Origin of the sequence: Halolamina litorea (assembly GCF_026616205.1) — an archaeon.
Classification (GTDB): domain Archaea; phylum Halobacteriota; class Halobacteria; order Halobacteriales; family Haloferacaceae; genus Halolamina; species Halolamina litorea.
Window position 1 is genome coordinate 157233 of the sequence record NZ_JANHGR010000002.1, and the last position, 21242, is coordinate 178474.

Annotated in this window: 22 protein-coding genes; 12 read left to right on the top strand and 10 right to left on the bottom strand. The window is 69.3% G+C overall.

The window, feature by feature from the left end:
• The first annotated feature begins 10 nt into the window (after positions 1-10).
• Complete coding sequence (locus NO998_RS11660) at positions 11-694, top strand: SOUL family heme-binding protein (RefSeq protein ID WP_267647372.1); 684 nt, start codon at positions 11-13, stop codon at positions 692-694.
• Positions 695-840: 146 nt separating this feature from the next.
• Here the strand turns inward: NO998_RS11660 and NO998_RS11665 are convergent, their stop codons facing one another.
• Positions 841-1131: a hypothetical protein gene (locus tag NO998_RS11665; protein ID WP_267647373.1), complete on the bottom strand. Its 291-nt coding sequence runs from the start codon at positions 1129-1131 to the stop codon at positions 841-843.
• Positions 1132-1208: 77 nt separating this feature from the next.
• Positions 1209-2225, bottom strand: coding sequence for a dipeptidase (locus NO998_RS11670; protein ID WP_267647374.1), 1017 nt, complete (start codon positions 2223-2225; stop codon positions 1209-1211).
• Between the two features lie 82 nt (positions 2226-2307).
• On the opposite strand from NO998_RS11670, the gene NO998_RS11675 reads away from it, so the two are divergent.
• The gene (locus NO998_RS11675) at positions 2308-2904 is read left to right on the top strand and encodes a uracil-DNA glycosylase (RefSeq protein ID WP_267647375.1); all 597 of its coding nucleotides are present in this window, start codon (positions 2308-2310) and stop codon (positions 2902-2904) included.
• Here the strand turns inward: NO998_RS11675 and NO998_RS11680 are convergent.
• Positions 2898-3617, bottom strand: coding sequence for a class I SAM-dependent methyltransferase (locus NO998_RS11680; RefSeq protein ID WP_267647376.1), 720 nt, complete (start codon positions 3615-3617; stop codon positions 2898-2900). The two genes, NO998_RS11675 and NO998_RS11680, sit on opposite strands and share 7 nt — an antisense overlap.
• A 203-nt stretch (positions 3618-3820) precedes the next feature.
• Between NO998_RS11680 and NO998_RS11685 the strand changes: the two genes are divergently transcribed.
• The 5 genes from NO998_RS11685 (at position 3821) to NO998_RS11705 (ending at position 11163) form a co-directional block, all read left to right on the top strand.
• Complete coding sequence (locus NO998_RS11685) at positions 3821-5482, top strand: ABC transporter substrate-binding protein (protein WP_267647377.1); 1662 nt, start codon at positions 3821-3823, stop codon at positions 5480-5482.
• Positions 5482-6447, top strand: coding sequence for an ABC transporter permease (locus tag NO998_RS11690; protein WP_267647378.1), 966 nt, complete (start codon positions 5482-5484; stop codon positions 6445-6447). Before NO998_RS11685 ends, NO998_RS11690 begins: the two co-directional genes overlap by 1 nt.
• Positions 6447-7346 carry an ABC transporter permease gene (locus tag NO998_RS11695; protein ID WP_267647379.1) on the top strand — a complete coding sequence of 300 codons (900 nt, stop codon included), beginning with the start codon at positions 6447-6449 and terminating at the stop codon, positions 7344-7346. The genes NO998_RS11690 and NO998_RS11695 overlap by 1 nt, the downstream gene beginning before the upstream one ends.
• On the top strand, positions 7336-9504 hold the full coding sequence (locus tag NO998_RS11700; protein ID WP_267647380.1) for an ABC transporter ATP-binding protein: 2169 nt from the start codon (positions 7336-7338) through the stop codon (positions 9502-9504). The genes NO998_RS11695 and NO998_RS11700 overlap by 11 nt, the downstream gene beginning before the upstream one ends.
• 165 nt (positions 9505-9669) lie before the next feature.
• A complete protein-coding gene (locus NO998_RS11705; protein WP_267647381.1) occupies positions 9670-11163 on the top strand; it encodes an amidase in 1494 nt (497 codons plus the stop codon).
• 95 nt (positions 11164-11258) lie between these two features.
• Here NO998_RS11705 and NO998_RS11710 read toward each other — a convergent pair whose 3' ends face one another.
• Complete coding sequence (locus NO998_RS11710) at positions 11259-11678, bottom strand: hypothetical protein (protein ID WP_267647382.1); 420 nt, start codon at positions 11676-11678, stop codon at positions 11259-11261.
• 87 nt (positions 11679-11765) lie between these two features.
• Here NO998_RS11710 and hisH point away from each other — a divergent pair, with 87 nt between their 5' ends.
• Positions 11766-12419: an imidazole glycerol phosphate synthase subunit HisH gene (hisH, locus tag NO998_RS11715; RefSeq protein ID WP_267647383.1), complete on the top strand. Its 654-nt coding sequence runs from the start codon at positions 11766-11768 to the stop codon at positions 12417-12419.
• Positions 12420-12445: 26 nt separating this feature from the next.
• Here the strand turns inward: hisH and NO998_RS11720 are convergent, their stop codons facing one another.
• From NO998_RS11720 to NO998_RS11740, 5 genes are all read right to left on the bottom strand, one after another.
• Positions 12446-13282 (bottom strand): ABC transporter permease, encoded by an 837-nt coding sequence (locus tag NO998_RS11720; protein ID WP_267647384.1) that lies wholly within the window; start codon positions 13280-13282, stop codon positions 12446-12448.
• Positions 13279-14214 carry an ABC transporter ATP-binding protein gene (locus NO998_RS11725; protein WP_267647385.1) on the bottom strand — a complete coding sequence of 312 codons (936 nt, stop codon included), beginning with the start codon at positions 14212-14214 and terminating at the stop codon, positions 13279-13281. The genes NO998_RS11720 and NO998_RS11725 overlap by 4 nt, the downstream gene beginning before the upstream one ends.
• 94 nt (positions 14215-14308) lie before the next feature.
• Positions 14309-15160 carry a winged helix-turn-helix domain-containing protein gene (locus NO998_RS11730; protein ID WP_267647386.1) on the bottom strand — a complete coding sequence of 284 codons (852 nt, stop codon included), beginning with the start codon at positions 15158-15160 and terminating at the stop codon, positions 14309-14311.
• A 58-nt stretch (positions 15161-15218) separates the two neighbouring features.
• Entirely contained in the window at positions 15219-16283 is a 1065-nt protein-coding gene (locus tag NO998_RS11735) for a methionine synthase (protein ID WP_267647387.1), read from the bottom strand.
• Positions 16280-17269: a 5-methyltetrahydropteroyltriglutamate--homocysteine methyltransferase gene (locus NO998_RS11740; protein ID WP_267647388.1), complete on the bottom strand. Its 990-nt coding sequence runs from the start codon at positions 17267-17269 to the stop codon at positions 16280-16282. The genes NO998_RS11735 and NO998_RS11740 overlap by 4 nt, the downstream gene beginning before the upstream one ends.
• Positions 17270-17446: 177 nt before the next feature.
• Between NO998_RS11740 and NO998_RS11745 the strand changes: the two genes are divergently transcribed.
• From NO998_RS11745 to NO998_RS11760, 4 genes are read left to right on the top strand one after another with little or no spacing between them, the layout of a single operon-like run.
• Positions 17447-18445 (top strand): 5,10-methylenetetrahydromethanopterin reductase, encoded by a 999-nt coding sequence (locus NO998_RS11745; protein ID WP_267647389.1) that lies wholly within the window; start codon positions 17447-17449, stop codon positions 18443-18445.
• Positions 18442-19281, top strand: coding sequence for a triphosphoribosyl-dephospho-CoA synthase (locus NO998_RS11750; protein WP_267647390.1), 840 nt, complete (start codon positions 18442-18444; stop codon positions 19279-19281). Before NO998_RS11745 ends, NO998_RS11750 begins: the two co-directional genes overlap by 4 nt.
• A complete protein-coding gene (locus NO998_RS11755) occupies positions 19278-19850 on the top strand; it encodes a DUF447 domain-containing protein (protein ID WP_267647392.1) in 573 nt (190 codons plus the stop codon). The genes NO998_RS11750 and NO998_RS11755 overlap by 4 nt, the downstream gene beginning before the upstream one ends.
• A gap of 25 nt (positions 19851-19875) precedes the next feature.
• Positions 19876-20844: a beta-ribofuranosylaminobenzene 5'-phosphate synthase family protein gene (locus NO998_RS11760; RefSeq protein ID WP_267647393.1), complete on the top strand. Its 969-nt coding sequence runs from the start codon at positions 19876-19878 to the stop codon at positions 20842-20844.
• A gap of 123 nt (positions 20845-20967) precedes the next feature.
• Here NO998_RS11760 and NO998_RS11765 read toward each other — a convergent pair whose 3' ends face one another.
• The gene (locus NO998_RS11765; protein ID WP_267647394.1) at positions 20968-21162 is read right to left on the bottom strand and encodes a cold-shock protein; all 195 of its coding nucleotides are present in this window, start codon (positions 21160-21162) and stop codon (positions 20968-20970) included.
• Between the last annotated feature and the right edge of the window lie 80 nt (positions 21163-21242).

Genomic DNA, 21242 nt, shown 5'->3' on the forward strand with positions numbered 1-21242 from the left:
TACGTAACGTATGGTTTCACGCAAAACGCTCGCCGCCGGCACCCTCGCTCTCGCCGGTGTCGCGTTCGTCGGTCGACGCTACCTGCAGGACCGGACGACCCCCGAGGTCGACTACGAGACGGTCGCACGGGTCGACGGCGTCGAGATCCGACGCTACCCCCCGACCGTCGTGGTCGAGACCGTCGCGCCCTCCCAGAACCAAGCGTTCAGGCGCCTGTTCGAGTACATCTCGGGAGCGAACCGCGGCGCGACCGAGGTGTCGATGACCGCACCCGTCGAGAGCGAGGCGGGACGCGACGGCGGCGAATCGGTGTCGATGACGGCCCCGGTCGAGTCCGAGTCCGTCTCGATGACCGCACCCGTCGAGTCCGACCGGGAGGGTGACGGCGTCCGGATGGCGTTTTTCCTCCCGGCGGAGTACGACTACGACACCGCGCCGCGACCGACCGACGAGTCCGTCCGCCTCGTGGAACGACCGGGTCGGACCGTCGCCGTCCTCGCGTTCTCGTGGTGGGCGACCGACGGCCGCGTCGAACGCAAGACTGAGGCGCTTCGTTCGGCACTCGCCGGTGCCGACGAACCCATCGAACCGATCGGCGACCCGTTCCTCATGCGCTACGAGGGGCCGTTGGTGCCCCCGTTCCTGCGGACCAACGAGGTGGCAGTGGAAGTACGGCGGACCAGTTCGACCTGACTAGCTACTCCCACAACTCCGCCAGCACCCGCCGCCAGTTTCCGGACGCGATGGCTTCTCGATCGAACCGGGACTTCCCACCAGCCGAGTACACGACGATGTCGCGGATACGGCACTCTCGGGGACGCCCGGACGGGGTCGCTGACCTACTCGCTGTCGAGTCTGTATTTCGTGGTAGTTCCACGACTTTTCTCGACGATTCCCTGTTTCTGGAGTATCGAGAGGCAGTCACGCCACGCCCGCGGTGGCATCTCGCTCTGTGCGTCTTTCACGTCGAGATCTGCCAGTCCCGTATACGCCTCTTCGTCCAGCGCCGCAAGGAACGTGTAGAAATCCCGTATGAGCGGGACTGCATACTGGTTTCCCTCCCGAACGATGTCGTGTGAGAGCTGTTTGATCTCTTCGTTCGCTGGAAGCTCGACGGAGGACTCGGCCATAGTTCTCTCGTTAGCTACTCACACAATAAATGTTTCTACGCAATCAAGAACCCCCGAACCCGAACGTGCTCGGTCGCTCAGTCCCACCACTCCTCCAGCACCCGTCGCCAGTTCCCGTACGCGATCGCTTCCCGATCGTCTCGCGTGAAGCCACGAGCTTCCAGCCCATCGAGTACGTCCCGGAGCCCCGTCACGTCGCCGACGTCTTCCGGGACGAAGGCGCCGTCGAAGTCCGACCCGAGCGCGACGTGTTCGACGCCCATCCGGTCGGCGAAGTGTTCGACGTGATCGAGTAGCGTCGAGAGCGGGGCGTCCTTCCCGCGTTGGCCGTCAGGTCGCAGGTGTGCCGTCCCGAACGTACAGCCCACCAGCCCGCCGCTTGCGGCGACAGCGTCCAACTGCTCGTCGGTGAGGTTCCGCGAGGCGGGCGCAATCGCGTGCGCGCCGGCGTGGGAGACCACCAGCGGCGCGTCGACGGTCCCCGCCACGTCCCAGAACCCCGCGGCGTTCAGGTGTGCGAGGTCGACGACGATGCCGCGCTCCTCGCAGGCCGCCACGAGGCTGAACCCGGCCTCGGTCAGCCCCGGCCCGATGTCCGGCGTGGCGTCGTGCTCGAAGGGGACGCCGTGTGCGAAGGCGTTCGGGCGGGACCAGACGAGTCCGAGCGATCTGAGCCCCGTTTCGTATAGCGATTCGAGGTTTACGAGGTCCGGCTCGACGGCGCTGGCCCCCTCGATGTGGGGCACCCCGCCTACCGCGTCGCCGTCGAGACAGGCGTCGAGGTCGTCGATATCGCCGATCACGCGGAAGCGGTCGGTCGCGTCGGCCCACTCGTGGAGGGTGCGGAACTGCTCGTCGACGATCCGCGCGGCGCGCTCCTGTTCGACCGCCGGTGGGAGGTCGCTCCAGTTCTCGGGTTGGGACTCGTTCGGGACGAACGCCGCGAAGATCCCGGCCGCGAGGCCCGCCTCCTCTGCTCGGCGGAGGTCGAGATCCCCGTCCGGCTGCTCGGCGTCCGCGAGGAACGCCCCGCCCGGGCGGTCGCTCGTGGCCGCGAGCAGGGTGTCGTTGTGGCCGTCGATGATGGGTGTCACAATCTCTCACAGATTCCCCGCCGACTCGAAGCTTCCGGGCCGAAGCGCCACCCTTCAAGCCCGTCGGCGTCCCCGTTGGGGTATGAACGCGAGCGACGGCCTCTGTGTGGAGTCCTGCGAGCGCTGCCCGGCGCTCGTCGAGTCCCGGAGCCGCATCGTCAACGGCGTCGGCCCCGCGGACGCCGACCTGCTCTTTCTCGGCGAGGCGCCGGGGAAACACGAGGACGAGGGCGGCGAGCCGTTCGTCGGCCGCTCGGGCGACGTGCTCGACGAGGCGCTGCGCGACGCCGGACTCGCGCGCTCGGACGTGCGGATCACCAACTGCGTGCGCTGCCGGCCGCCGGACAACCGCGACCCCCACAAGGAGGAGCTCTCGAACTGCCGGGGCTACCTCGAGAGCGAGATCGCCGCCGTCGAGCCGGAACTGGTGGTCACGATGGGGAAAGTCCCGAGCGAGCACCTGCTCGACCGCTCGGTTGCCGTGACGAAGGAGGCCGGCGAGGTCCACGACGCCCGCATCGGCGAGCGCTCCCAGCGCGTGCTGCTCTCGGTTCACCCCGCCGCGACACTGTACGACGCCTCCCAACGCGACACGTTCTCGGACGCCATCGCCCGCGCGGCGGAGCTCGCAGGGGTTGCGGAGGGTGAGAGCGGGCAGTCACGGCTCGGCGACTACTGACGTTTCTCCAACAGCGCCCGCCACATCACCCCGTCGCCGTCGTCGTCGTGTGGCCCCTCGATGGCGTCGATGACCGCCCACGGTGTGCCGACGGTCGCCGCTTCGAGCCGGTCGACGCCGAACAGGCGGAACAGCAGCGTCCGGCCCACGTCACCTTCGTACTCGCAGTGGAACACGCGGTGAGCCAACCCCGGGTCGGGGTCATCCCGAACGGCGAACACCCCCGCCTCGACGGCTCGTCCGGGGTCGTAGCCGTCGACCATCGCCGTCGCGTCGTCGGTGGTGACGAACGCGAGGTCCGCGAGGAACTGCCGGAGCGCGTGGTCGGTGGTGGCCAGTTGGAGCTGTGACCCGATCGAGAGCGCGGCGTCGAAGCGGTCGCGGTCGAACTGCTCCCGGAGCGCGAACATGTCGCCGACCCGGGCGTCGTCGACGCCGCGGTCGCGCATCGTCTCGACGAGGTGCTCGCTGGGGTCGATGGCCACGGTCTCCACCCGGTCTTGGAAGTAGAGCGCGTCACGGCCGGCGCCGGCACCCATGTCCAGCAGCGCCCCGTCGACCCGCGGTTCGAACCACGACTCGGGGGTGCGCTCGCCGAAGTAGTACTCCTCGACCGCGTGCTCGCGGGTCTCGTCGCCGTCCCGGTCGAGTAAGGGCTCGGTCTGCTCGCCGCGGTGGAAGTCACGGATCGCCCGACCGTGGGGGTCGCTCATGGCTCGGGGTGGGGGCGGCTGGCTCCTCAACGTTGTGCGAGACTGTGACACTATGACGAGGTCGGCGCGGTTCGCCCCGGTGGAAAGCGGGGATAGTTGAGCGACCGATTCCCCCGAAACCTCCGGCTTCCGGCGGCGAGAAGGTCAGAAACCCCACACCACTGGCGCTGGGTTTATATAGGTCGAATCATGAGAGGTAGCTAATGAGTCGTGATAACGACCCACACGAAATCGACCGGAGACCGTTCGGGCGCCGACGGTTCATCGCGACCACTGGGGTCGGCGTTGCGGGGGTCGGCCTCGCAGGCTGTACCGGCGGTGGCGGCGGTGACGGCGACGGCGACACCACCGACGACCAGCCCGAGGAGACGTACACCACCTCCGATCCCGGCGAGGTAACCGAGGGCGGGCGGCTGGTTTGGGCCCACTCCGAGCAGATGATCGACAACGACATCCATCTCACCTCGGGGGAGTCCTCCTACCGCGTGCTCTCGAACGTCCACGAGCCGCTGATCGGCCTGAACCGTGACCTCGAACTCACCACGGACCCCGACGCCGCACAGGCGGGCCTTGCCAGCGACTGGGAGGCCAGCGACGACCTGCTGACGTACACCTTCACGCTCCGCGAGGGGATCATGGCCCACAACGGGACCGAACTCACCGCCGCGGACGTGAAGTACAGCTTCGACCGCATCCGCGACCCCGAGAACGGGGCGAACAACCAGTTCATCTTCAAGAAGGTCGCGAGCACCGAGGCCGTCGACGACTACACGTTCCGGTTCACGCTGGGCGAGCGCTTCCGTCGGTTCATCGCCTACCTCGCGTTCTACTCCTCGGCGATCATCCCTGAGGGGACCGGTCCGGACCAGGAGGCGAACCCGATCGGCTACGGCCCGTTCCAGTGGGAATCGCGCTCGGTCGGCGAGAGCGTCATCATGAACGCGTTCGACGACTACTGGAACGACGGCCCGTACGTCGACACGCTGGAACAGCGGACGGCGACCGACCCCAACGCCCGCCTCACGAGCGTCCAGACCGGCGACGCCGACATCACCAACGACGTGCCGCTGCCACAGATCTCCGAGGTGGTGGGCAACGACGGTGACGAGATCAACACCAAGACCTGGAACCCGCTCTGTGTGGGGTTCATCCTGTTCAACAACGCCGAACCGCCGTTCGACGACCAGAACTTCCGACAGGCGATCGACTTCGCCATCGACAAACAGGAGATCGTCGACGGCGCGCTTTACGGCCACGGCGTGCCCACGGAGTCGGGTATCCTCCCGCCGAGCAAGTTCCGCAACGAGGACCTCGAACGCCGCGGCCCCGACGTGGAGGCGGCACAGGAGCGCTTCGAGGCCTCCCAGTACGACCCCGCGGAGTTCGAACTGGACTTCATGGTCAGCCCGAACTACCCGTGGCACGTCGACGCCGCCCAGATCATGCAGCAGATGCTGTCGCAGGCGGGGCTGACGGTCAACATCGAGCAGGTCCAGTGGAACGAGTGGTTCAACCGCGCGTTCGGCGGCGACTACACCATCACCTTCGTCAACTGGTTCGAGGGGTGGGACCCCTCCTACTGGCTGCGCAACGTGATGTACTCCGATGGGGCGTACAACATGCTGAACTACGCCAGCGACGACTTCGACGCGGCGCTCGACAACGCGGCCACCGCCGACACCGAGGAGCAGGCCGTCGAGTTCTACAAGGAGGCTCAGGCGATCCGCCACGAGGAGTCGCCCATCGTCCCGGTCTGGTTCCGTGAGGGCGCGCTCGCGGCCAAGCAGAACGTCCGCGGCCTGGCGTCGTTGCCCAACCCCGACAACTCCCTGTTCCGGTTCGAGGAAGTCTGGCTGAACGACTGATGCTGCGGAGACTGTCCCAGGTGGCCGCCCGGCGGCTGGCGCTGATGGCGCTGTCGTTGACGGCCGTCTCGATCATCACGTTCGCCGCGATCAACGTCCTGCCGGGCGACGTGGCGTTGATGATCCTCGGCCAGCAGGCAAGCGAGGAGCGACTGATGTTCGTCCGGGAACAGCTCGGGCTCAACCGACCGCTGTGGGTGCGCTACCTCGACTGGGCCGGCAGCATGCTGACCGGCGACTTGGGCGCGTCGTACTACTACACCGAGTCGGTACAGGCCCTGATCACTCAGCGGCTGCCCAAGACGGCGTTCTTGGCGTTCTCGGCCATCGCTATCGCGGTCAGCCTGTCCATCCCGCTGGGTATCCTCGCCGCGCTCCACGAGAACGAGCGCATCGACCTGTTCGCCAGCCTCACCGCGTTCGCCGGGCTGTCGCTGCCCAACTTCTTCTGGGGGATGGTGCTCATTCTGGTGTTCGCCCAATACCTCGACATCTTCCCGCCATCCGGCTACACCAGCCCGTTGGTCGATCCGATCGGCGCGGTGGCGAGCGTCGTGCTCCCCGCGTCGGCGCTCGCGTTCGGGCTGATGGCCCACATCATGCGGATGACTCGCTCCTCGCTGCTGGAGGAACTCCGGGCGGGCTACGTCCAACTCGGCCGGATGAAGGGGATGTCAGAGCGCGCCATCGTCTTCCGCCACGCGCTGCGGAACGCCTTCCTCCCGGTGCTGACCGTGATCGGCTTCCAACTCGCGTACCTGTTCGGCGGCGTCGTCATCATCGAGGAGGTGTTCTCCTACCCCGGTCTGGGTCGACTGCTGTTCAACGCCGTGCTCCAGCGGGACGTGCCGGTGTTACAGACGGTCGTGTTGATCTTCGCGGCCATCACGATGCTGAGCAACCTCACCGTCGACCTGCTGTACGCGGTGTTCGACCCGCGGATCGGGAGCGGGGGTGGTGACTGATGGCCGCTGAAACCGCCGACGGCCGCGACGGCTTCATCAGCGAGCCCCGCCGCCGCCAACTCGCGGACCTGTTCAAGCGCTACCGGGCCAACACCAAGGCGGTGCTTGGCTCGGCTATCGTCGCCGCGCTCGTGTTGACGGCGGCGTTCGGCCCGGTGTTCGTCTCCCGGGAGGCGGCGATCCAGATCACGGTGACCGAGCGCTTCCTCGCGCCGTCGCTGGCCCACCCGATGGGGACGGACAACCTCGGCCGGGACATGTTCATGCGGGTCATCCTCGGCGCACAGACGAGCCTCTACATCGGCGTCCTCAGCGTCGGCATCGCGCTCGCGCTGGGCGTGCCGCTGGGCGCCATCGCCGGCTACGACACGGGCTACCTCGACGACGCCATCATGCGGGTGATGGACATCCTGATGAGCTACCCACCGCTCGTGTTCGCGCTGATGATCACCGCCGTGATCGGCGGCAGCCTCACCAACGCGCTGATCGCGCTGGGCATCGTCTACACGCCCTCCTTCGCCCGCGTCACCCGGAGCGAGGTGGTCTCCGTGGTCGAGGAGGACTTCGTCGAGGCCGCGAAGGCCATCGGCGAGCGCGACAGCTACATCGTGTTCTCCGAGGTGCTCCCCAACGCCCTCGCGCCGGTGATCGTACAGGCCACGATCACGATGGCGTACGCCATCCTGACGGCGGCCGGCCTCTCGTTCCTGGGGCTGGGCGTCCAGCCGCCCACGCCCGCGTGGGGGCTGATGATCAGCGGGGCGCGACAGTACCTCGTGCAGGCGCCGTGGATGGCGGTGTTCCCGGGTATCGCCATCGCGATCACCGTACTCGGCTTCAACCTCTTCGGGGACGGTCTCCGCGACGTGCTCGATCCGACTCTCAAAAATGACCGATAGTTCAACCGACGCGACAGGACCGGCGACCGCGCGAGCGGGCAACACCCACGGAGCGACCGACTCGGTCGACGACGAGGCGACGGCGGTCGAGGGGCGGGGCGATCGGCTGCTCACCGTCCGCGACCTCACCACCGAGTTCCGGGCCGAGGAGGGCATCGTCCGCGCCGTCGACGGCGTCGACTTCCACATCGACGCGGGCGAGATCGTCGGCCTCGTCGGCGAGTCCGGCGCGGGCAAGAGCGCGACCGCACGGAGCGTGCTCCGTCTGATCGAGTCGCCCGGCGAGATCGTCGACGGCGAGGTGCGCTTCGACGGCGAGGACGTCCTCGAGATGTCCGAGAGCGAACTCAGGGCGTTCCGGGGCTCGCGAACCGGGATGGTGTTTCAGGACCCCTCGTCGACGTTGAACCCCACCATGCGCATCGGCCGGCAGGTCGCGGAGGCGGTCGCCGAGTACCGCGACGCCAGCGCGGGGGAGGTCCGTGAGGAGGCGGTCGGCCTGCTCGATCGGGTCGGCATCCCGAACGCCGCGGCGCGGTTCGACGACTACCCCCACGAGTTCTCGGGCGGACAGAAACAGCGCATCGTCATCGCCATCGCCATCGCGTGTCAGCCGGACCTGCTGGTGGCCGACGAGCCGACGACCGCCCTCGACGTGACGATCCAGGCCCAGATCCTCGAACTGCTCCAGGAACTCGGCCGGGACCTCGGGATGAGCGTGCTGTTCATCACCCACGACCTCGGGGTGGTTCGGGAGCTGTGTGACCGTGTGGCCATCATGTACGCCGGCAGCATCATCGAGACCGGGGCGGTCGAGCCGCTGTTCACCGACCCGCGTCACCCCTACACCAAGGGGCTGCTCCAGAGCATCCCCGCCATCGACGCCGCCGACGGGGACCGGCTTCGGTCCATCGAGGGGTCGATGCCGGACCTCACCGAGGGGTTCCAGGGCTGTAAGTACGCGCCGCGGTGTCCCGCCGCGACGGATGCGTGCTTGGAGGCCCACCCGCCGCTCGAACCGATCCACGACGGGCGGGAGGTCGCCTGCATCCACCACGACCGGACCGCCGAGCTCGATTACCGTACCGAGACCGAGGTGGCCTCGCTCTCTTGGACCGCGGACGCCCGATCGACTGACGACGGCGAGGAGGCGCTGATGGCGGTCTCCGACCTGAAGAAACACTTCGACACCGGCGGGCTGCTCGACTCGGTTTTCGGGGAAACGGAGCCGGTCCGTGCCGTCGACGGCATCGACCTCTCCGTCGCCGCCGGCGAGACGGTCGGGCTGGTCGGCGAGTCGGGCTGTGGGAAATCGACGGCCGCGCGGTCGATGCTCCGGCTGCTCGAACCCACCTCGGGCCGGATCGTCTACCGCGGCAGCGACCTCACGACGCTGTCGGACGCGGAGATGCGGTCGCTCCGGCGGAACCTCCAGATCGTGTTTCAGGACCCGACCTCGAGTTTGAACCCCCGACGGACGGTTCGGCGCATCATCGAACGGCCGATCGAACTCCACGACCTCGCCCCCGAGGGCGAACGGGCCGAACGGGTGCGCGAACTCATCCGCGCGGTCGGCCTCGAGGAGCGCCACCTCGACCGCTACCCCCACGAACTCTCGGGCGGCCAGCAACAGCGCATCGGGATCGCCCGGGCGCTCGCAGTCAACCCCGAGGTGATCGTGCTCGACGAACCGGTCAGCGGCCTCGACGTGTCCGTACAGGCCCAGATCCTGAACCTCCTGACCGACCTGCAGGACGAACTGGGGCTGGGCTACGTGCTGATCAGCCACGACCTCTCGGTCGTCAGGCACGTCTGTGACCGGATCGCGGTGATGTACCTGGGCGAGATCGCCGAACACGGCTCGACCGAGACGGTGTTCTCGGACCCCTACCACCCCTACACCGAGGCGCTGCTCTCCTCGGTGCCGGGCCGGACAGAAACGGGGCTGGCCGACCGCATCGTCCTCGAAGGGGACGTGCCGGACCCGTCGAACGTCCCCAGCGGCTGCCGGTTCCACCCGCGCTGTCCCCGGAAGATCGGCGAGGTGTGTGAGACCCGCACTCCCGAGGCCCACGAGAACGGCGACGGCGCCATCGCCTGTCACCTCATGGAGGAGGAGTACGCCGACGAAGTCGACTGGGACGGCGGCGCGCCCTGACCGACGGTTCACGGTCGCCGCGGCCCGGACCCACCCCATCGCCGACCGCCGCGGACCCGCCACGGCGTCACCGTGGCGATAGCCGCAGCACCGCTACAACGACGCCTCGTGTTCTCTACCGCCCGGCTGCGAACGTTTAAGCAGGTGCATGGTAAGGGGTAGCACATGCGAACCGACGATACCGAACCCCCCGACGCGGACGACATCCACACGCTCGCGGAGTCCCACCCCTTCGCCCTCGACGAGGCGACGGCCGAGGCGTTCGCCGACGAGTTCGCGGCCCAGAACGAACAGCTGACCGACCTGGAGGCGTTCGCGGAGGGCGACCCGCCCGAGCGCGACTACCGCTGGGCCGACGACGACGAGGACCCGCTGGGCGGCTTCATCTCCTTTACGGAGCTCTCGACCGACGATTCCGGCCTCCTCGACGGGATCGAGCTGGCCGTCAAGGACAACATCGCGGTCGCGGGCGTGCCGATGACTTGCGGGTCGAAAGTGCTCGAGTCCTACCGGCCCTCGCGGGACGCGACGGCCGTCACACGGCTGCTCGAGGCCGGCGGGACCATCGTCGGGAAGGCGAACATGGACGAGTTCGCGTTCGGCGGCGACGAGTCGACGATGCCCTACCGCCTCGCTCGCAACCCCCGGAACCCCGACCACCAGCCCGGCGGCTCGTCGGCGGGCAGCGGCGTCGCCGTGGCCAACGGCGACGTCGACGCGGCGCTTGGCTCCGACACGGGCGGGTCGGTCCGGTTCCCGGCCGCCTGGTGTGGCGTCGTCGGGATCAAGCCAACCCGCGGGCTGGTCTCGCTCGACGGCTTCGGACAGTTCTCCAAGACCCTGGACACTATCGGCCCGCTCGCGCGGGACACCGAGACCGCCGCGCGGGTGCTGCAGTCGATGGCCGGCCCGGACCCGGCGGACGAACAGACCCGTCACGCCCGGGTCGGCGACTACGTCGAGAGCGTTGACGCGGGCCGCTCGGCGGACCTCTCGGGGCTCACGATCGGCGTCGTCGACGACCTGATGGGGAAAGCCGAGGCCATCGACGACCACTCGCGGGCGGCCATCGAGGAACTCGAAGCCCACGGCGCGACCGTGACCTCGGTCTCGATCCCGAGCTACGACGCCGCGCTCCCGGCGTGGCTGGCGGTCGCGTTCACGGAGATCGGGGCCTACATGCGCGCACGCGGCCAGAACTACTGGTTCGACGGGGGAGCCCACCCGTCGTTCGTCGCCGCGCTGGACGCGGGGCTGCGCGAGCGCGGCGAGGAACTCGGCCCGACGGTCCGCTCGACCCTGCTGTACGCAGACTACCTCACCACGGTCCTCGGCGACGAGTACTACGCGCTGGCCACCCGGGCCCGCCACGCCCTCACCGAGGAGGTGTCGGCGCTGTTCGACGACGTGGACGTGCTGGCCTCGACCGGCGTTCCCGCACTCCCGCCCGAGTGGGGGAAGGGCCACGAACTGGACGTGCTGACGGCGATGTCGAACACGAGCCCGTTCAACCTCACCGGCCACCCCGCGGCCAGCCTCCCGTGTGGGACCGTCGAGGAGCTGCCGGTCAGCCTCCAACTGGTCGCTCCGAAGTTCGAGGAGGAACGGCTGTTCCACGTCGCGTCGGCGTGGGAAGCGATCTACGGCGGCTTCGAGTAGGCGATCCCCGGGGAACGGCGGCGCCGTCGGCCCCCGCTCGCCGCGGTGGTGGTGGGCGCATAAACGTCGTGTGAATCCGTGGCACCATACTGCTCTTACTCGGCTGTCTCGGTCACCCGCTCGACCGCTTCCGGCCGGAACAGACAGAGCGCCCCGAGCATCCCGACCATGACGGCGCCGGCCAGCGAGCGGCCGCCGGCACCGACGAACGGCGTCAGCCCCAGCGCGGCCATCCCGGCGGCGACGACCAGCGCCAGCGCGCCGAAGGCTCGCGTCGACACGGAGACGTAGCTCCCGACGACCTGCGCGGCGCCGAACAGTGCCAGCATCGCGAGCGGAACGAGCACCTCGGCATCGAGTGGTTCGGGACCGACCACGGCGAGGAGCGCCCCACCCCCGACGGCGACGACGAGGGTCAGCAGGCCCGACGGGCGCTCGTCCAGTCGACGGTCGAGCAGCCGGTAGCCGACCAGCGCGCCGATCAGTCCCAGCAGCGCGAGCAGTCCCGGCTCCATCGCCCCGACGTTCACCCATCGGCGGCTTGAGGGTTCCGCGTCGCCGCGACGGAAAGTCACTTGAGCGCCGGAACCGCACCCACGCACATGGACACACTCGCCGAGGTAGTCGTCGTCGACTACGGGCTCGGCAACCTCCGCAGCGTCACCAAGGGGCTCGAACGCGCGGGGGCGTCGGTCACCATCACCGACGACCCCGACCGCTTCGCCGACGCCGACGGCGTCGTGCTCCCCGGCGTCGGCGCGTTCCGCGAGGGGATGGAGAACGCCGACCCCTACCGCGAGGCGCTCGCCGACGTGGCCGCATCCGACACGCCGCTGTTCGGCATCTGTCTCGGCATGCAGATGCTCCTCTCCGGTAGCGAGGAGGCCGAACACGCCGGTCAGGGGGCCGTCGAGGGGCTGGACCTGATCCCCGGCACGAACGTCCGCTTCCGCGGCGACCAGAAGGTGCCCCACATGGGCTGGAACGAACTCCGAGTCACCCGGAAACACCCGCTCGTGACCGGCGTCGAAGGGGGCCGCGGCGGCTCCGTCGACGGCGAGCACGCCTACTTCGTCCACTCCTACTACGCCGACCCCGACGACGCCGGCGCCGTCGTCGCTGAAACCGAGTACGGCGCCACCTTCCCCGCCGTCATCGCAAACGAGGACGGCACCGTCTTCGGCACGCAGTTCCACCCCGAGAAGAGCGGCGAGACCGGCCTGACGATCCTGAAGAACTTCGTTGACCTCTGCTGAGCGCCGGGCCGGGTCCGGCGCCGGTGTCAGTTCAGGTCCGCCCGAGTGAACAGCGCCGTCCCGACTACCAGCGGCACCACCGTCCACACCACCAGTAGCGCGGCGAACACCCACGGCTGGACGTAGACTGGAGCGGGCGGGCTGACGGTTGCCGCGATCCCCGGGTAGTCGGCGTTCGTCGCGTGGATCGTCTCCATGACGAGCGCGCTGTAGGCGCCCGAGGGGCTGAGCCCCTGCAGGAACACGAACCACGCCGGCATCGACTCACCCGGCGGCGCGCCGACGACCACGAGGTGGAGTCCCTGCGGAACGAGGTCCCAGAGCAGCGTCAGCCCGAGGTACGCCGTGATCCCGACGGTCATCGCCCGCGACCGGCTGGCCGTCGCCGCCGAGATGCCGACGGCGATGCCGACGAACGCGACCCCCAGTACGGCTGTCAGGGCGGTCACGCCGAGGAACGGCGCCAGAGGGAGGCCGCCGTAGAGCACCCACCCCACGACGCCGGCCACCAGGAAGCCAGCGACAACCCCCACCGCGACGACGGCCGCACGGCCGAGGAACTTCCCGGCGACGACCGTCCGGCGGTTCGGCTCCAGTCCGAGCAGGAGCCGCAGGCTCCCGGACTCGCGCTCGCCGGCGAGTGCGAGGTAGGCGGCGACCAGCGCGACGATCGGGACCAGGATCGCCGCGAACTCGCTGGCGGCCCCGAGCCCTTGCAGGGGGTCGCCGCCGAGCATCGGCACCAGCAGCGGTACGCCCATCGTGGCGGCGACGAGGGCGGAGACGAAGGCGATCAGCACCCAGAGGAGCCGGGAGCGCCGGGCGTCGTCGAACTCCTTCCGGGCGACGACGAGTGCGTTCATCGGGGCACCTCCGTGGCCCCGTCGGCTTCGGGGTGGACGTACGCCCGGAACAGGTCCTCGAGGGACGCCTGACGCGCCTCGAAGTCGAGCAGTTCGCTCTCGCTCTCCCGAATCGCGTCGAGGACTCGGAGCTTCGCCGCGGGCACGGTACAGGTAGCGGTGATCTCGTTCCCGTCGACGGCGACGGCGGAGACGCCGTCGATCGAACGCAGGTCCACGTCGGCGGGCGGCGCGTCGACGGTGACGGTGACCGTCGCGCCGGTCCCGAGGGCGTCGCGGAGGCCGTCGATGGTGTCGGTGGCGACCAGCCGACCGCGGCTGAGGATGCCGACCCGGTCACAGACCGCCTCGACCTGACTCAGCACGTGGCTGGAGAAGAACACGGTGCCGCCCGCCGCGGCGTGGTCCCGGGTGATCTCACGGATGTCCCGGATCCCGTCGGGATCGAGGCCCGACGAGGGCTCGTCGAGAATCAACAGCTCCGGGTCGCCCACCAGGGCCATCCCGAGGGCGAGGCGCTGGCTCATCCCCTTCGAGTAGCCCCCGGCCCGCCGCTCGGCGGCCGTCGAGTCGAGGCCCACGCGCCGGAGCAGGTCGTCCGGGTCGTCGTCGGCGCCCTTCAACTCGATGGCGTACTGGAGGTGTTCGCGTCCGGTGAGTCGGTCGTAGAGGCTGTAGCCGTCGGGGAGCACGCCGACCCGATCGTGGACCGCGTCGGCCTCGCTCTGGGCGTCGTAGCCCAACACCGTCGCCGTCCCAGCCGTCGGGCGCACGTAGTCGAGCAACACGTCGATGGTCGTCGACTTCCCGGCGCCGTTGGGGCCGAGGAAGCCGAACACCTCGCCCGCCTCGACGGTCAGGTCGAGGTCGTCGACAGCGTACACGTCGTGCCCGTAGCGCTTGGTCAGTCCCTCGACCTCGATAGCGGCCATTACCCACCACCTCGCGTCGCTCTCCGGTCCATACCTCACGGCTGGCCCGCGACGGGAAATAGCTTATCAATATTCTTATATTTTGACAGTGACGTTACTCAAAATCCGTTGAGTAGGCGTCCGGGAGCGAGACCGTGCCGTCGTCGTCGATCCTCGCGGTCAGTGTCCCGCCGTCGTGGTGGAGCGTGATCTTCAGGGCGAGCGGATCGCGCTCGACGACGTGCCGCTCGGCGTCGCCGATGAACGCCGGGAGTCGCCAGAGCGGGAGGTCCGTCACGTCGATACCTCGCTCCCAGTAGAACGCGATCACCGCCGGGTGGCCGAACAGCGCGAGTTCGACCGGGCCGTACACGCGGAGTTCACAGCGGTCACACGTCGCTACACACGCGTACTCCCCGTCCGGGCCGGCGTCGATGGTGGCCGTCGTCGTGCCGCTACAGGTCGGGCAGGTCCCGGCGACCGCCGTGTCGTACTCCCGAAGCACCCGGCGGTTGCACGAGCGCAGCGTCTCCATCGACGACCGCCCCTCGGCTTCGGCGGGCAGCAGGTCGTAGGTCACGACGGTCGTTCCACAGTCCGCACAGGCGACCGAGAGGTGGCGCTCCCGGTACGCGGCCGAGAGCGTCGTCTCCCCACACTCGGGGCAGTGGCCGTCGACGGTCGTCGGCTCGAAGGAGGGCTCCTCGGCGTAGATGCCGGACCTGATCGCCCGGACGACGCGCTCGCCGGCGCTCGTCGGGGCGTACTCGCCGTCGGACTCCGTGACGAACACGTCGGCCAGTTCCTCGAGGTGGTAGGAAAACTGGGAGCTACTGTCGATCGCCGTCCGATCGTGGAGTTCGGTAAAGGAGAGCCCGGGCTCGTCGTTCTCGACGGCCTCGACGAGCACCCGGAGGATCTCGATCCGGTGTTCGCTGCCGAGTGCGGTGAACGCGGTCCCTGTCACGGTCGCTTGTGGGTTCGTCGGCCCGCGGTTAAACGGCGCGGTGGGGCCGCGGCCCGACTCAGTCCTCGCCCGAACGTAGCGCCTCGGCGTCGATCTCGCCGGCGTCGAGTTCGGCTTCGATCTCGCGGGCCGCTTGGACCATGTTCGCCGTCTTCCCGTAGGCGACCTCGCGGGGCAGCAGCTTCAGGCCGCAGTCGGGGCTGACGGTGAGTCGTTCCGGGGGCACGACCTTCAGCCCCTGCTTGATGTTCTCCTTGATCTCCTCGACGGACTCGACCTCGGCGACGTGGGCGTCGGTGACGCCGAGTGCGAGGTCGGGCTCGAACTCGGGGTCGGTGAACACGTCGATCTGTTCGTAGTCGCCGTTGGCGAGCTCCACGTCGAACTCGTCGATGGGGAAGTCGTTGACCTCCGGATAGATCCGGGAGTAGTCGCCGTAACAGACGTGGAGCCCCACTCGCACGTCCTCGGGGATGTCCGCGACGATCCGTTCCAGACACTCCCCGACGACGGCGTGGTCGTCGGGCGTCGTCGCCAGCGCGGGCTCGTCGATCTGGATGTAGCGGGCGCCCGCCTCGACCAGTTTCGTGACCTCCTCGTTGACCAACTCCGCGAGGTCGTAGGCGAGTTCGGCCTCGTCGCCGTAGGCCTCGTCGAAGCTCCACGACGCCAGCGTGTAGGGCCCGGTGATCGGCACCTTCACGGGCCGGTTGGCGACGCCGGCGGTGAACTCGTACTCGTCGACCAGCCACGGCTCGTCGTACTCGAGTTCCTCGACGACGCTCGGCTTGTCGAAGTAGTTGTGGCCCCACACCTTCACCGGGCCGTTGAACTCGTAGCCCTCGATGCGTTCGGCGAAGAACTCCACCATCTCCTCGCGGCGCATCTCGCCGTCGACGACGGCGTCCAGCCCCGCACGCTCGTGTTCGTGGGTGATGAGTCGGCTGGCGTCGTCGGCGGCCTCCGCCCAGTCGTCGTCGTCGAAGTCGTGGTCGTGGTCCGCGTGGAGGTCGCTCGCGCGGTTCAGCCACGTCGGCTTCGGGTAGGAGCCGACGACAGTCGTGAGCAGGAAGTGTTCGTTCTCGTGGTCGTCGGGCTGGAACTGCGAGCGCGTGTCGGTCATCGCGCCACCTCCGGGTCCGCGGCGGTCGCAAGCGTCCGCAGTTTGGCCACGCACTTGTTCACCGGCAGGTGGAACAGCTCCGTGTTCGGCGTGAGGTAGGCCGCGTCGATCCCGCTGCTGGCCGCCTCGCGGAACGCCTCGACCCGGTCCCCGACGGCCGCGGGCTCCTCGACCCGCGTGTTCTGGCCGTCGACGACGCCCAGGGAGACCCGGTCGGTCGTCCCGTGCTCGCGGACGAGGTCCGTCGCCGCTTCCTCGGCGGTGACGAGGTCGTAGCCGAGCGCGTCGGCGTCCGTGTCGAGCAAGTGGCCGTGGAGCGCCTCGTCGAACGTGCCCCAGTAGCCCTGCACCACGACCTCGGCGTCAACGGCGCCGACGACGGCGTCGATGGCGTCGCGCACCCGCTCGTGCTCGCCGCTCTCGGGGGCGTCGGTCACGAGACTCGGCTCCAACAGGTACAGCGTCTCGACGGCGTCGGGGAACGCCGCGGCCTCGCCGGCGAGGAACTCGGCGACGGCGTCGAGGAACGTCGCCCGGTCGCCGTAGTACTCGTCGGTCGCGAGCGCCGACAGCGAGTAGGGACCGGGCAGCACCGCCTGCAGGTCGTCGGTCAGCCCCGCCGCCTTCCGGAGGTCCGCGGCCACGTCGCCGCTCTCGGTCAGTTCGTCGGTCACCACCGGCTCGCGGTAGAAGTTGTTGTTGTCGTAGTAGCGGACGATGCCCTCCGTCCGGACGCTCTCGTGGACACAGAGCGGATGGGCGAGGAAGTCGTCCCAGCGTGCCTGTCCTTCGACGACGCGGTCGAGGCCGGCGTCGTGCTGGTCGTCGATCAGCCGTTCGCGGGCGGCGTCGTACGTCTCGGTCAGTTCCGGGGGCTCCTCGCCGCCGATCAGGTCCTCCTTCTGGTGGCCCTTCAGGTCCGCGAGCCGATCCCGCTGGGCGTCGGGCAGCGGAAAGAGGCCGAGCGTCGACGCGATTCGTTGCATGTGGTCGAAAGGCAGGGAACGACTCGTAATAATATTTGCCTTCGCCCGTATTCTCCTCGGTTATCCTATATCGGAGGGCTAAACCCTCTCGTTGGGGCTTGTAAGTGGCTAAAACAGCGTATACTGGGGAAATCCTCCGAACCGTGGTTTGAAGTCCTCACGGTGGAGTGTGTCGGTATGGACGAGAGCGACGACGGCACGATCGGCGTCGAGTTGACCCCCGAGATGCCGGTTCGGTCGGTGGCGGACCTCGCGGTGCGTGCGGAGGAGGTCGGCTTCGACACCGTGTTCGTCTCCGCACACTACAACAACCGCGACCCGTTTCTCGCGCTCTCGCGGGTGGCGTCGGCGACGGAGTCGGTGCGGTTGGGGCCGGGCGTCGTCAACCCCTACGAGACCCACCCCGTATCGCTTGCTTCGAACGTCGCGACGCTCGACGAACTCGCCGACGGGCGGGCGGTGTTCGGTATCGGCGCGGGCGACCCCTCGACGCTCGCCAACCTCGGCATCGAACGGGAGCGCCCGCTCCGGCGCGTGTTGGAGACGGTCCGCGTCTCGAAACGGCTCTGGCGCGGCGAGCGCGTCGACCACGACGGCACGTTCACGGCGGTCGACGCCGGCCTCAACTACGAGGTCGGCCCCATCCCGGCCTACGTCGGTGGACAGGGCCCGCACATGATCCGGATGGCGGCGAAACACGCCGACGGCGTTTTGGTAAACGCCTCCCACCCGGACGACTTCGCGTGGGCCGCCGAGCAGGTCGAGACAGGCCTCGCCGACCGCCCCGACGACCACGGCCCCTTCGACTTCGCGGCGTTCGCCAGCGTGAGCGTCGCCGCCGACGCCGACGCGGCCCGCGAGGCCGCCCGGCCGCCCGTCGCGTTCGTCACTGCGGGGGCGGCCCCGCCGGTACTGGACCGACACGGGATCGACCACGACCGCGCCGAGGCCGTCGGCGACGCCATCACCGCCGGGGAGTTCTCGACGGCGTTCGACGCCGTGACCCCCGCCATGATCGACGCGTTCTGTGTCGCCGGCACGCCCGACACCGTCGCCGAGCGCATCGAGGCGGTGCTCGACTACGCCGACAGCTTCGTCGCCGGCTCGCCGCTAGGGCCCGACCGCGAGGCGGCCATCGAGATGCTCGGCTCGGTGTTCGACCGGGTGCGGGCATGAGCCGTCCGCCCGGCGCGAACGCCGAACTGGCGCTCCTGCTCGAACTCTCGGGGACGCCCAAACCGGGGAACGTCGACCGCCAGCGGGAGTACGCCGACCTCACGTTCGAGCAGTTCCTCGCCGGCGCGGTCGGGGCCCGCGCGGGTCTCGACGACGCGGCCGACGGCGCGGCCGTCGGCGACGCCTTCGAGACGGCGGTCGCAGGGATGGCCCGACAGGACGGTGGGAACACCCAGTTCGGCGCGTTGTTGCTGCTGACGCCGCTGGTCCGGGCGGCCGCGACCGACCGCCTCACGCCCGACGGCGCGGCCGCGGTGGTGGACGAAACGACCGTCGACGACGCCGCGGGGTTCTACCGCGCGTTCGACCACGTGGACGTGTTCGTCGACGAGCCACCGGACTCGATGGACGACCTCGACGTTCGCCGGGGGAGCGACGCGGTCCCCGCCCTCCGCGAGCGGGGGCTCACGCTCGCCGACGTGATGGCCGCGAGCGCGCCGGCCGACGGCGTCGCCGCCGAGTGGACGGCGGGCTTCGAGCGGACGTTCGCCGCCGCGGCGTCGCTCCTCGACGCCGACGGGCCCCTCAGCGAGCGGGTACCGACGGTCTTTCTCGACCTGCTCGCGGCCGAACCGGACAGCCTGATCGCCAAACGGCACGGGGAGAGCGTGGCCGCCGAGGTCACCGAGCGCGCCGCCGAACTCCAGGGGGCCGACCCCGAGGCCGTCACCGAGTGGGCCGACGAACTCGTCGCCGACGGTATCAACCCCGGCACCACGGCCGACGTGACTGCCGCGGCGCTGTTCGTCGCACTCGAACGAGGGCTGGCGGTATGAGCGCCGACTGGCCGGTCGAACTGCGCGGCGTCACCGAGAGCGTCGTCGCCACGCTCGGCCCGAACGGCCGCTGGAACGCCGCCGCGCTCGGCCTCCACGCCGGCTCACCGGTGACCGCGAAGACGTGGGGGAACACCCGGACCCGCAGGAACTTCCACCGACAGGGCGGCGGCGTCGTCCAGTTCACGCGCGATCCGGAGCTGTTCACCGAGGCCGCACTCACCGTTCACGAGGGTGACGAGCCGGTGTTCGACGGCGTCGACGCCTGGGTCGAGGTCGACGTCGAGCGCGTCGCCGCCGGCGAAGAGGACGGAACGGAGTGGGAGGAGTGGCGGCTGACCCCCGTCGACGCCGGCGTCGAGCGACGGGTCGTCCCGACGACGAACCGCGGGTTCGCCGCGGTCGTCGAGGCGACCGTCGCGGCCTCGCGGCTCGGCGTCGAGGCCTTCGATCAGGCGGAACTCAGATCGCGCCTCGACTACTTCACCGAGGTCGTGCGGACCTGTGGCGGCGAGGCGGAACGGGACGCCATTGACCGCGTGCTCGAACTCACGGAGGAGGCACGATGACCACACCACCGCACCCGGGGCGCCGATGACCGCCGTCACCGTCTCCGTCGGGGCGCGGCTCCACTTCGGGTTCACGAACCTCTCGCTGGCACACGAGCGCCTCTACGGGAGTCTCGGGGTCGCCCTGGAACGCCCCCGGGTCACGGTGACTGCACGACCGGCCGAGACGGTCGCGTGTTCGTACGACCCGGCACGACCAGCCGTGGCGCGGATCGTCGACCTGTTGGACGTTCCCGGAGCCAGCGTCAGCGTCGAGGAGACGCTGCCACGCCACGTCGGCCTCGGGAGCGGCACCCAGACCGCGCTGGCGACGCTCTCGGCGGTCGCCCGCGCGTACGACCGTGACCCGGCCGTCCGTGAGCGCGCGCCGGCGCTGGATCGCGGGGGCCGCAGCGGCGTCGGCGTCGCGACGTTCGAACGCGGGGGGTTCGTCCTCGACGGCGGCCACCCGACGGCGGCGTTCACCCCCACCCGCCCCGACCGCGGCGAGTGGTCGGTGCCGCCGATCACCAGCCAGCGGTCGATCCCCGACCACTGGCGGTTCCTGCTCGTGATCCCCGACGTTTCGCCCGGGACGAGCGGTGACGCTGAGGACACGAGCATGCGTGCGACGGTCGAACGCGCCGATCCCGGTATCGCCGACCGCATCGCGGGGGTCGTCGTCCGACGTGTCCTCCCGGCGCTGGCTGACGGCGACGCGACGGGGTTCGGTGCCGCCGTCGACGAGGTCGGCCGACTGAACGGCGAGTGGTACGCCGACGAGCAGGGGGGTGTCTATCGGGCGTCGATCGGTGCCGTCGTCCGCGCGTTGCGGGACGCCGACGCCGTCGCTGGCGCGGGTCAGTCCTCGTGGGGGCCGACCGTCTACGGCGTCACTACCGCTGCAGAGGCGGGCGCCGCGCGGCGGGCGGGCCAGCGAGCCCTCGACGCGGCCGGCGTCGACGGCCGCGTCTCAGTCGTCCGCCCCCGGAACGCCGGGGCCACGGTGGAGTGATCCAGGACGGCCTCGCGGCTGGATCACGTATCGCCAGCCCCGATTCGGGGCGTCCGTTACGACGACGCCGTCGCTCGTGGGCGTGTGAAAACGGGTTGTCGCCTTCCGGCGACGGGAAAACCGTTAGTTGCGGACGACGTTCGTCGCGCGGGGGCCCTTGTCGGCCTGTTCAATGTCGAATTCTACCTCCTCACCCTCCTCCAGGTCGGGGCCACCGACGTCTTCCATGTGGAAGAACACGTCGTCGTCCGCGTCCTCAGTCGAGATGAAACCGTAGCCGCCTGTGTCGTTGAAGAAATCAACCGTACCGTTTGCCATTGCATACAAACGTACAGCCTATCACGGGATAACGCTTGCGAGGGTCGTGGTACCACGGGGGTTCGTAGACGAATGTCCGC

Coding starts and splice junctions, on each gene's coding strand:
- NO998_RS11680 (WP_267647376.1), bottom strand. CDS start 3,617: ATGAGCGACCCCCACGGTCGGGCGATCCGTGACTTCCACCGCGGCGAG.
- NO998_RS11755 (WP_267647392.1), top strand. CDS start 19,278: ATGAGCGCCGACTGGCCGGTCGAACTGCGCGGCGTCACCGAGAGCGTC.
- NO998_RS11725 (WP_267647385.1), bottom strand. CDS start 14,214: ATGGCCGCTATCGAGGTCGAGGGACTGACCAAGCGCTACGGGCACGAC.
- NO998_RS11675 (WP_267647375.1), top strand. CDS start 2,308: ATGAACGCGAGCGACGGCCTCTGTGTGGAGTCCTGCGAGCGCTGCCCG.
- NO998_RS11735 (WP_267647387.1), bottom strand. CDS start 16,283: ATGACCGACACGCGCTCGCAGTTCCAGCCCGACGACCACGAGAACGAA.
- NO998_RS11750 (WP_267647390.1), top strand. CDS start 18,442: ATGAGCCGTCCGCCCGGCGCGAACGCCGAACTGGCGCTCCTGCTCGAA.
- NO998_RS11720 (WP_267647384.1), bottom strand. CDS start 13,282: ATGAACGCACTCGTCGTCGCCCGGAAGGAGTTCGACGACGCCCGGCGC.
- NO998_RS11700 (WP_267647380.1), top strand. CDS start 7,336: ATGACCGATAGTTCAACCGACGCGACAGGACCGGCGACCGCGCGAGCG.
- NO998_RS11690 (WP_267647378.1), top strand. CDS start 5,482: ATGCTGCGGAGACTGTCCCAGGTGGCCGCCCGGCGGCTGGCGCTGATG.
- NO998_RS11740 (WP_267647388.1), bottom strand. CDS start 17,269: ATGCAACGAATCGCGTCGACGCTCGGCCTCTTTCCGCTGCCCGACGCC.
- NO998_RS11695 (WP_267647379.1), top strand. CDS start 6,447: ATGGCCGCTGAAACCGCCGACGGCCGCGACGGCTTCATCAGCGAGCCC.
- hisH (WP_267647383.1), top strand. CDS start 11,766: ATGGACACACTCGCCGAGGTAGTCGTCGTCGACTACGGGCTCGGCAAC.
- NO998_RS11765 (WP_267647394.1), bottom strand. CDS start 21,162: ATGGCAAACGGTACGGTTGATTTCTTCAACGACACAGGCGGCTACGGT.
- NO998_RS11710 (WP_267647382.1), bottom strand. CDS start 11,678: ATGGAGCCGGGACTGCTCGCGCTGCTGGGACTGATCGGCGCGCTGGTC.
- NO998_RS11760 (WP_267647393.1), top strand. CDS start 19,876: ATGACCGCCGTCACCGTCTCCGTCGGGGCGCGGCTCCACTTCGGGTTC.
- NO998_RS11745 (WP_267647389.1), top strand. CDS start 17,447: ATGGACGAGAGCGACGACGGCACGATCGGCGTCGAGTTGACCCCCGAG.
- NO998_RS11705 (WP_267647381.1), top strand. CDS start 9,670: ATGCGAACCGACGATACCGAACCCCCCGACGCGGACGACATCCACACG.
- NO998_RS11685 (WP_267647377.1), top strand. CDS start 3,821: ATGAGTCGTGATAACGACCCACACGAAATCGACCGGAGACCGTTCGGG.
- NO998_RS11665 (WP_267647373.1), bottom strand. CDS start 1,131: ATGGCCGAGTCCTCCGTCGAGCTTCCAGCGAACGAAGAGATCAAACAG.
- NO998_RS11660 (WP_267647372.1), top strand. CDS start 11: ATGGTTTCACGCAAAACGCTCGCCGCCGGCACCCTCGCTCTCGCCGGT.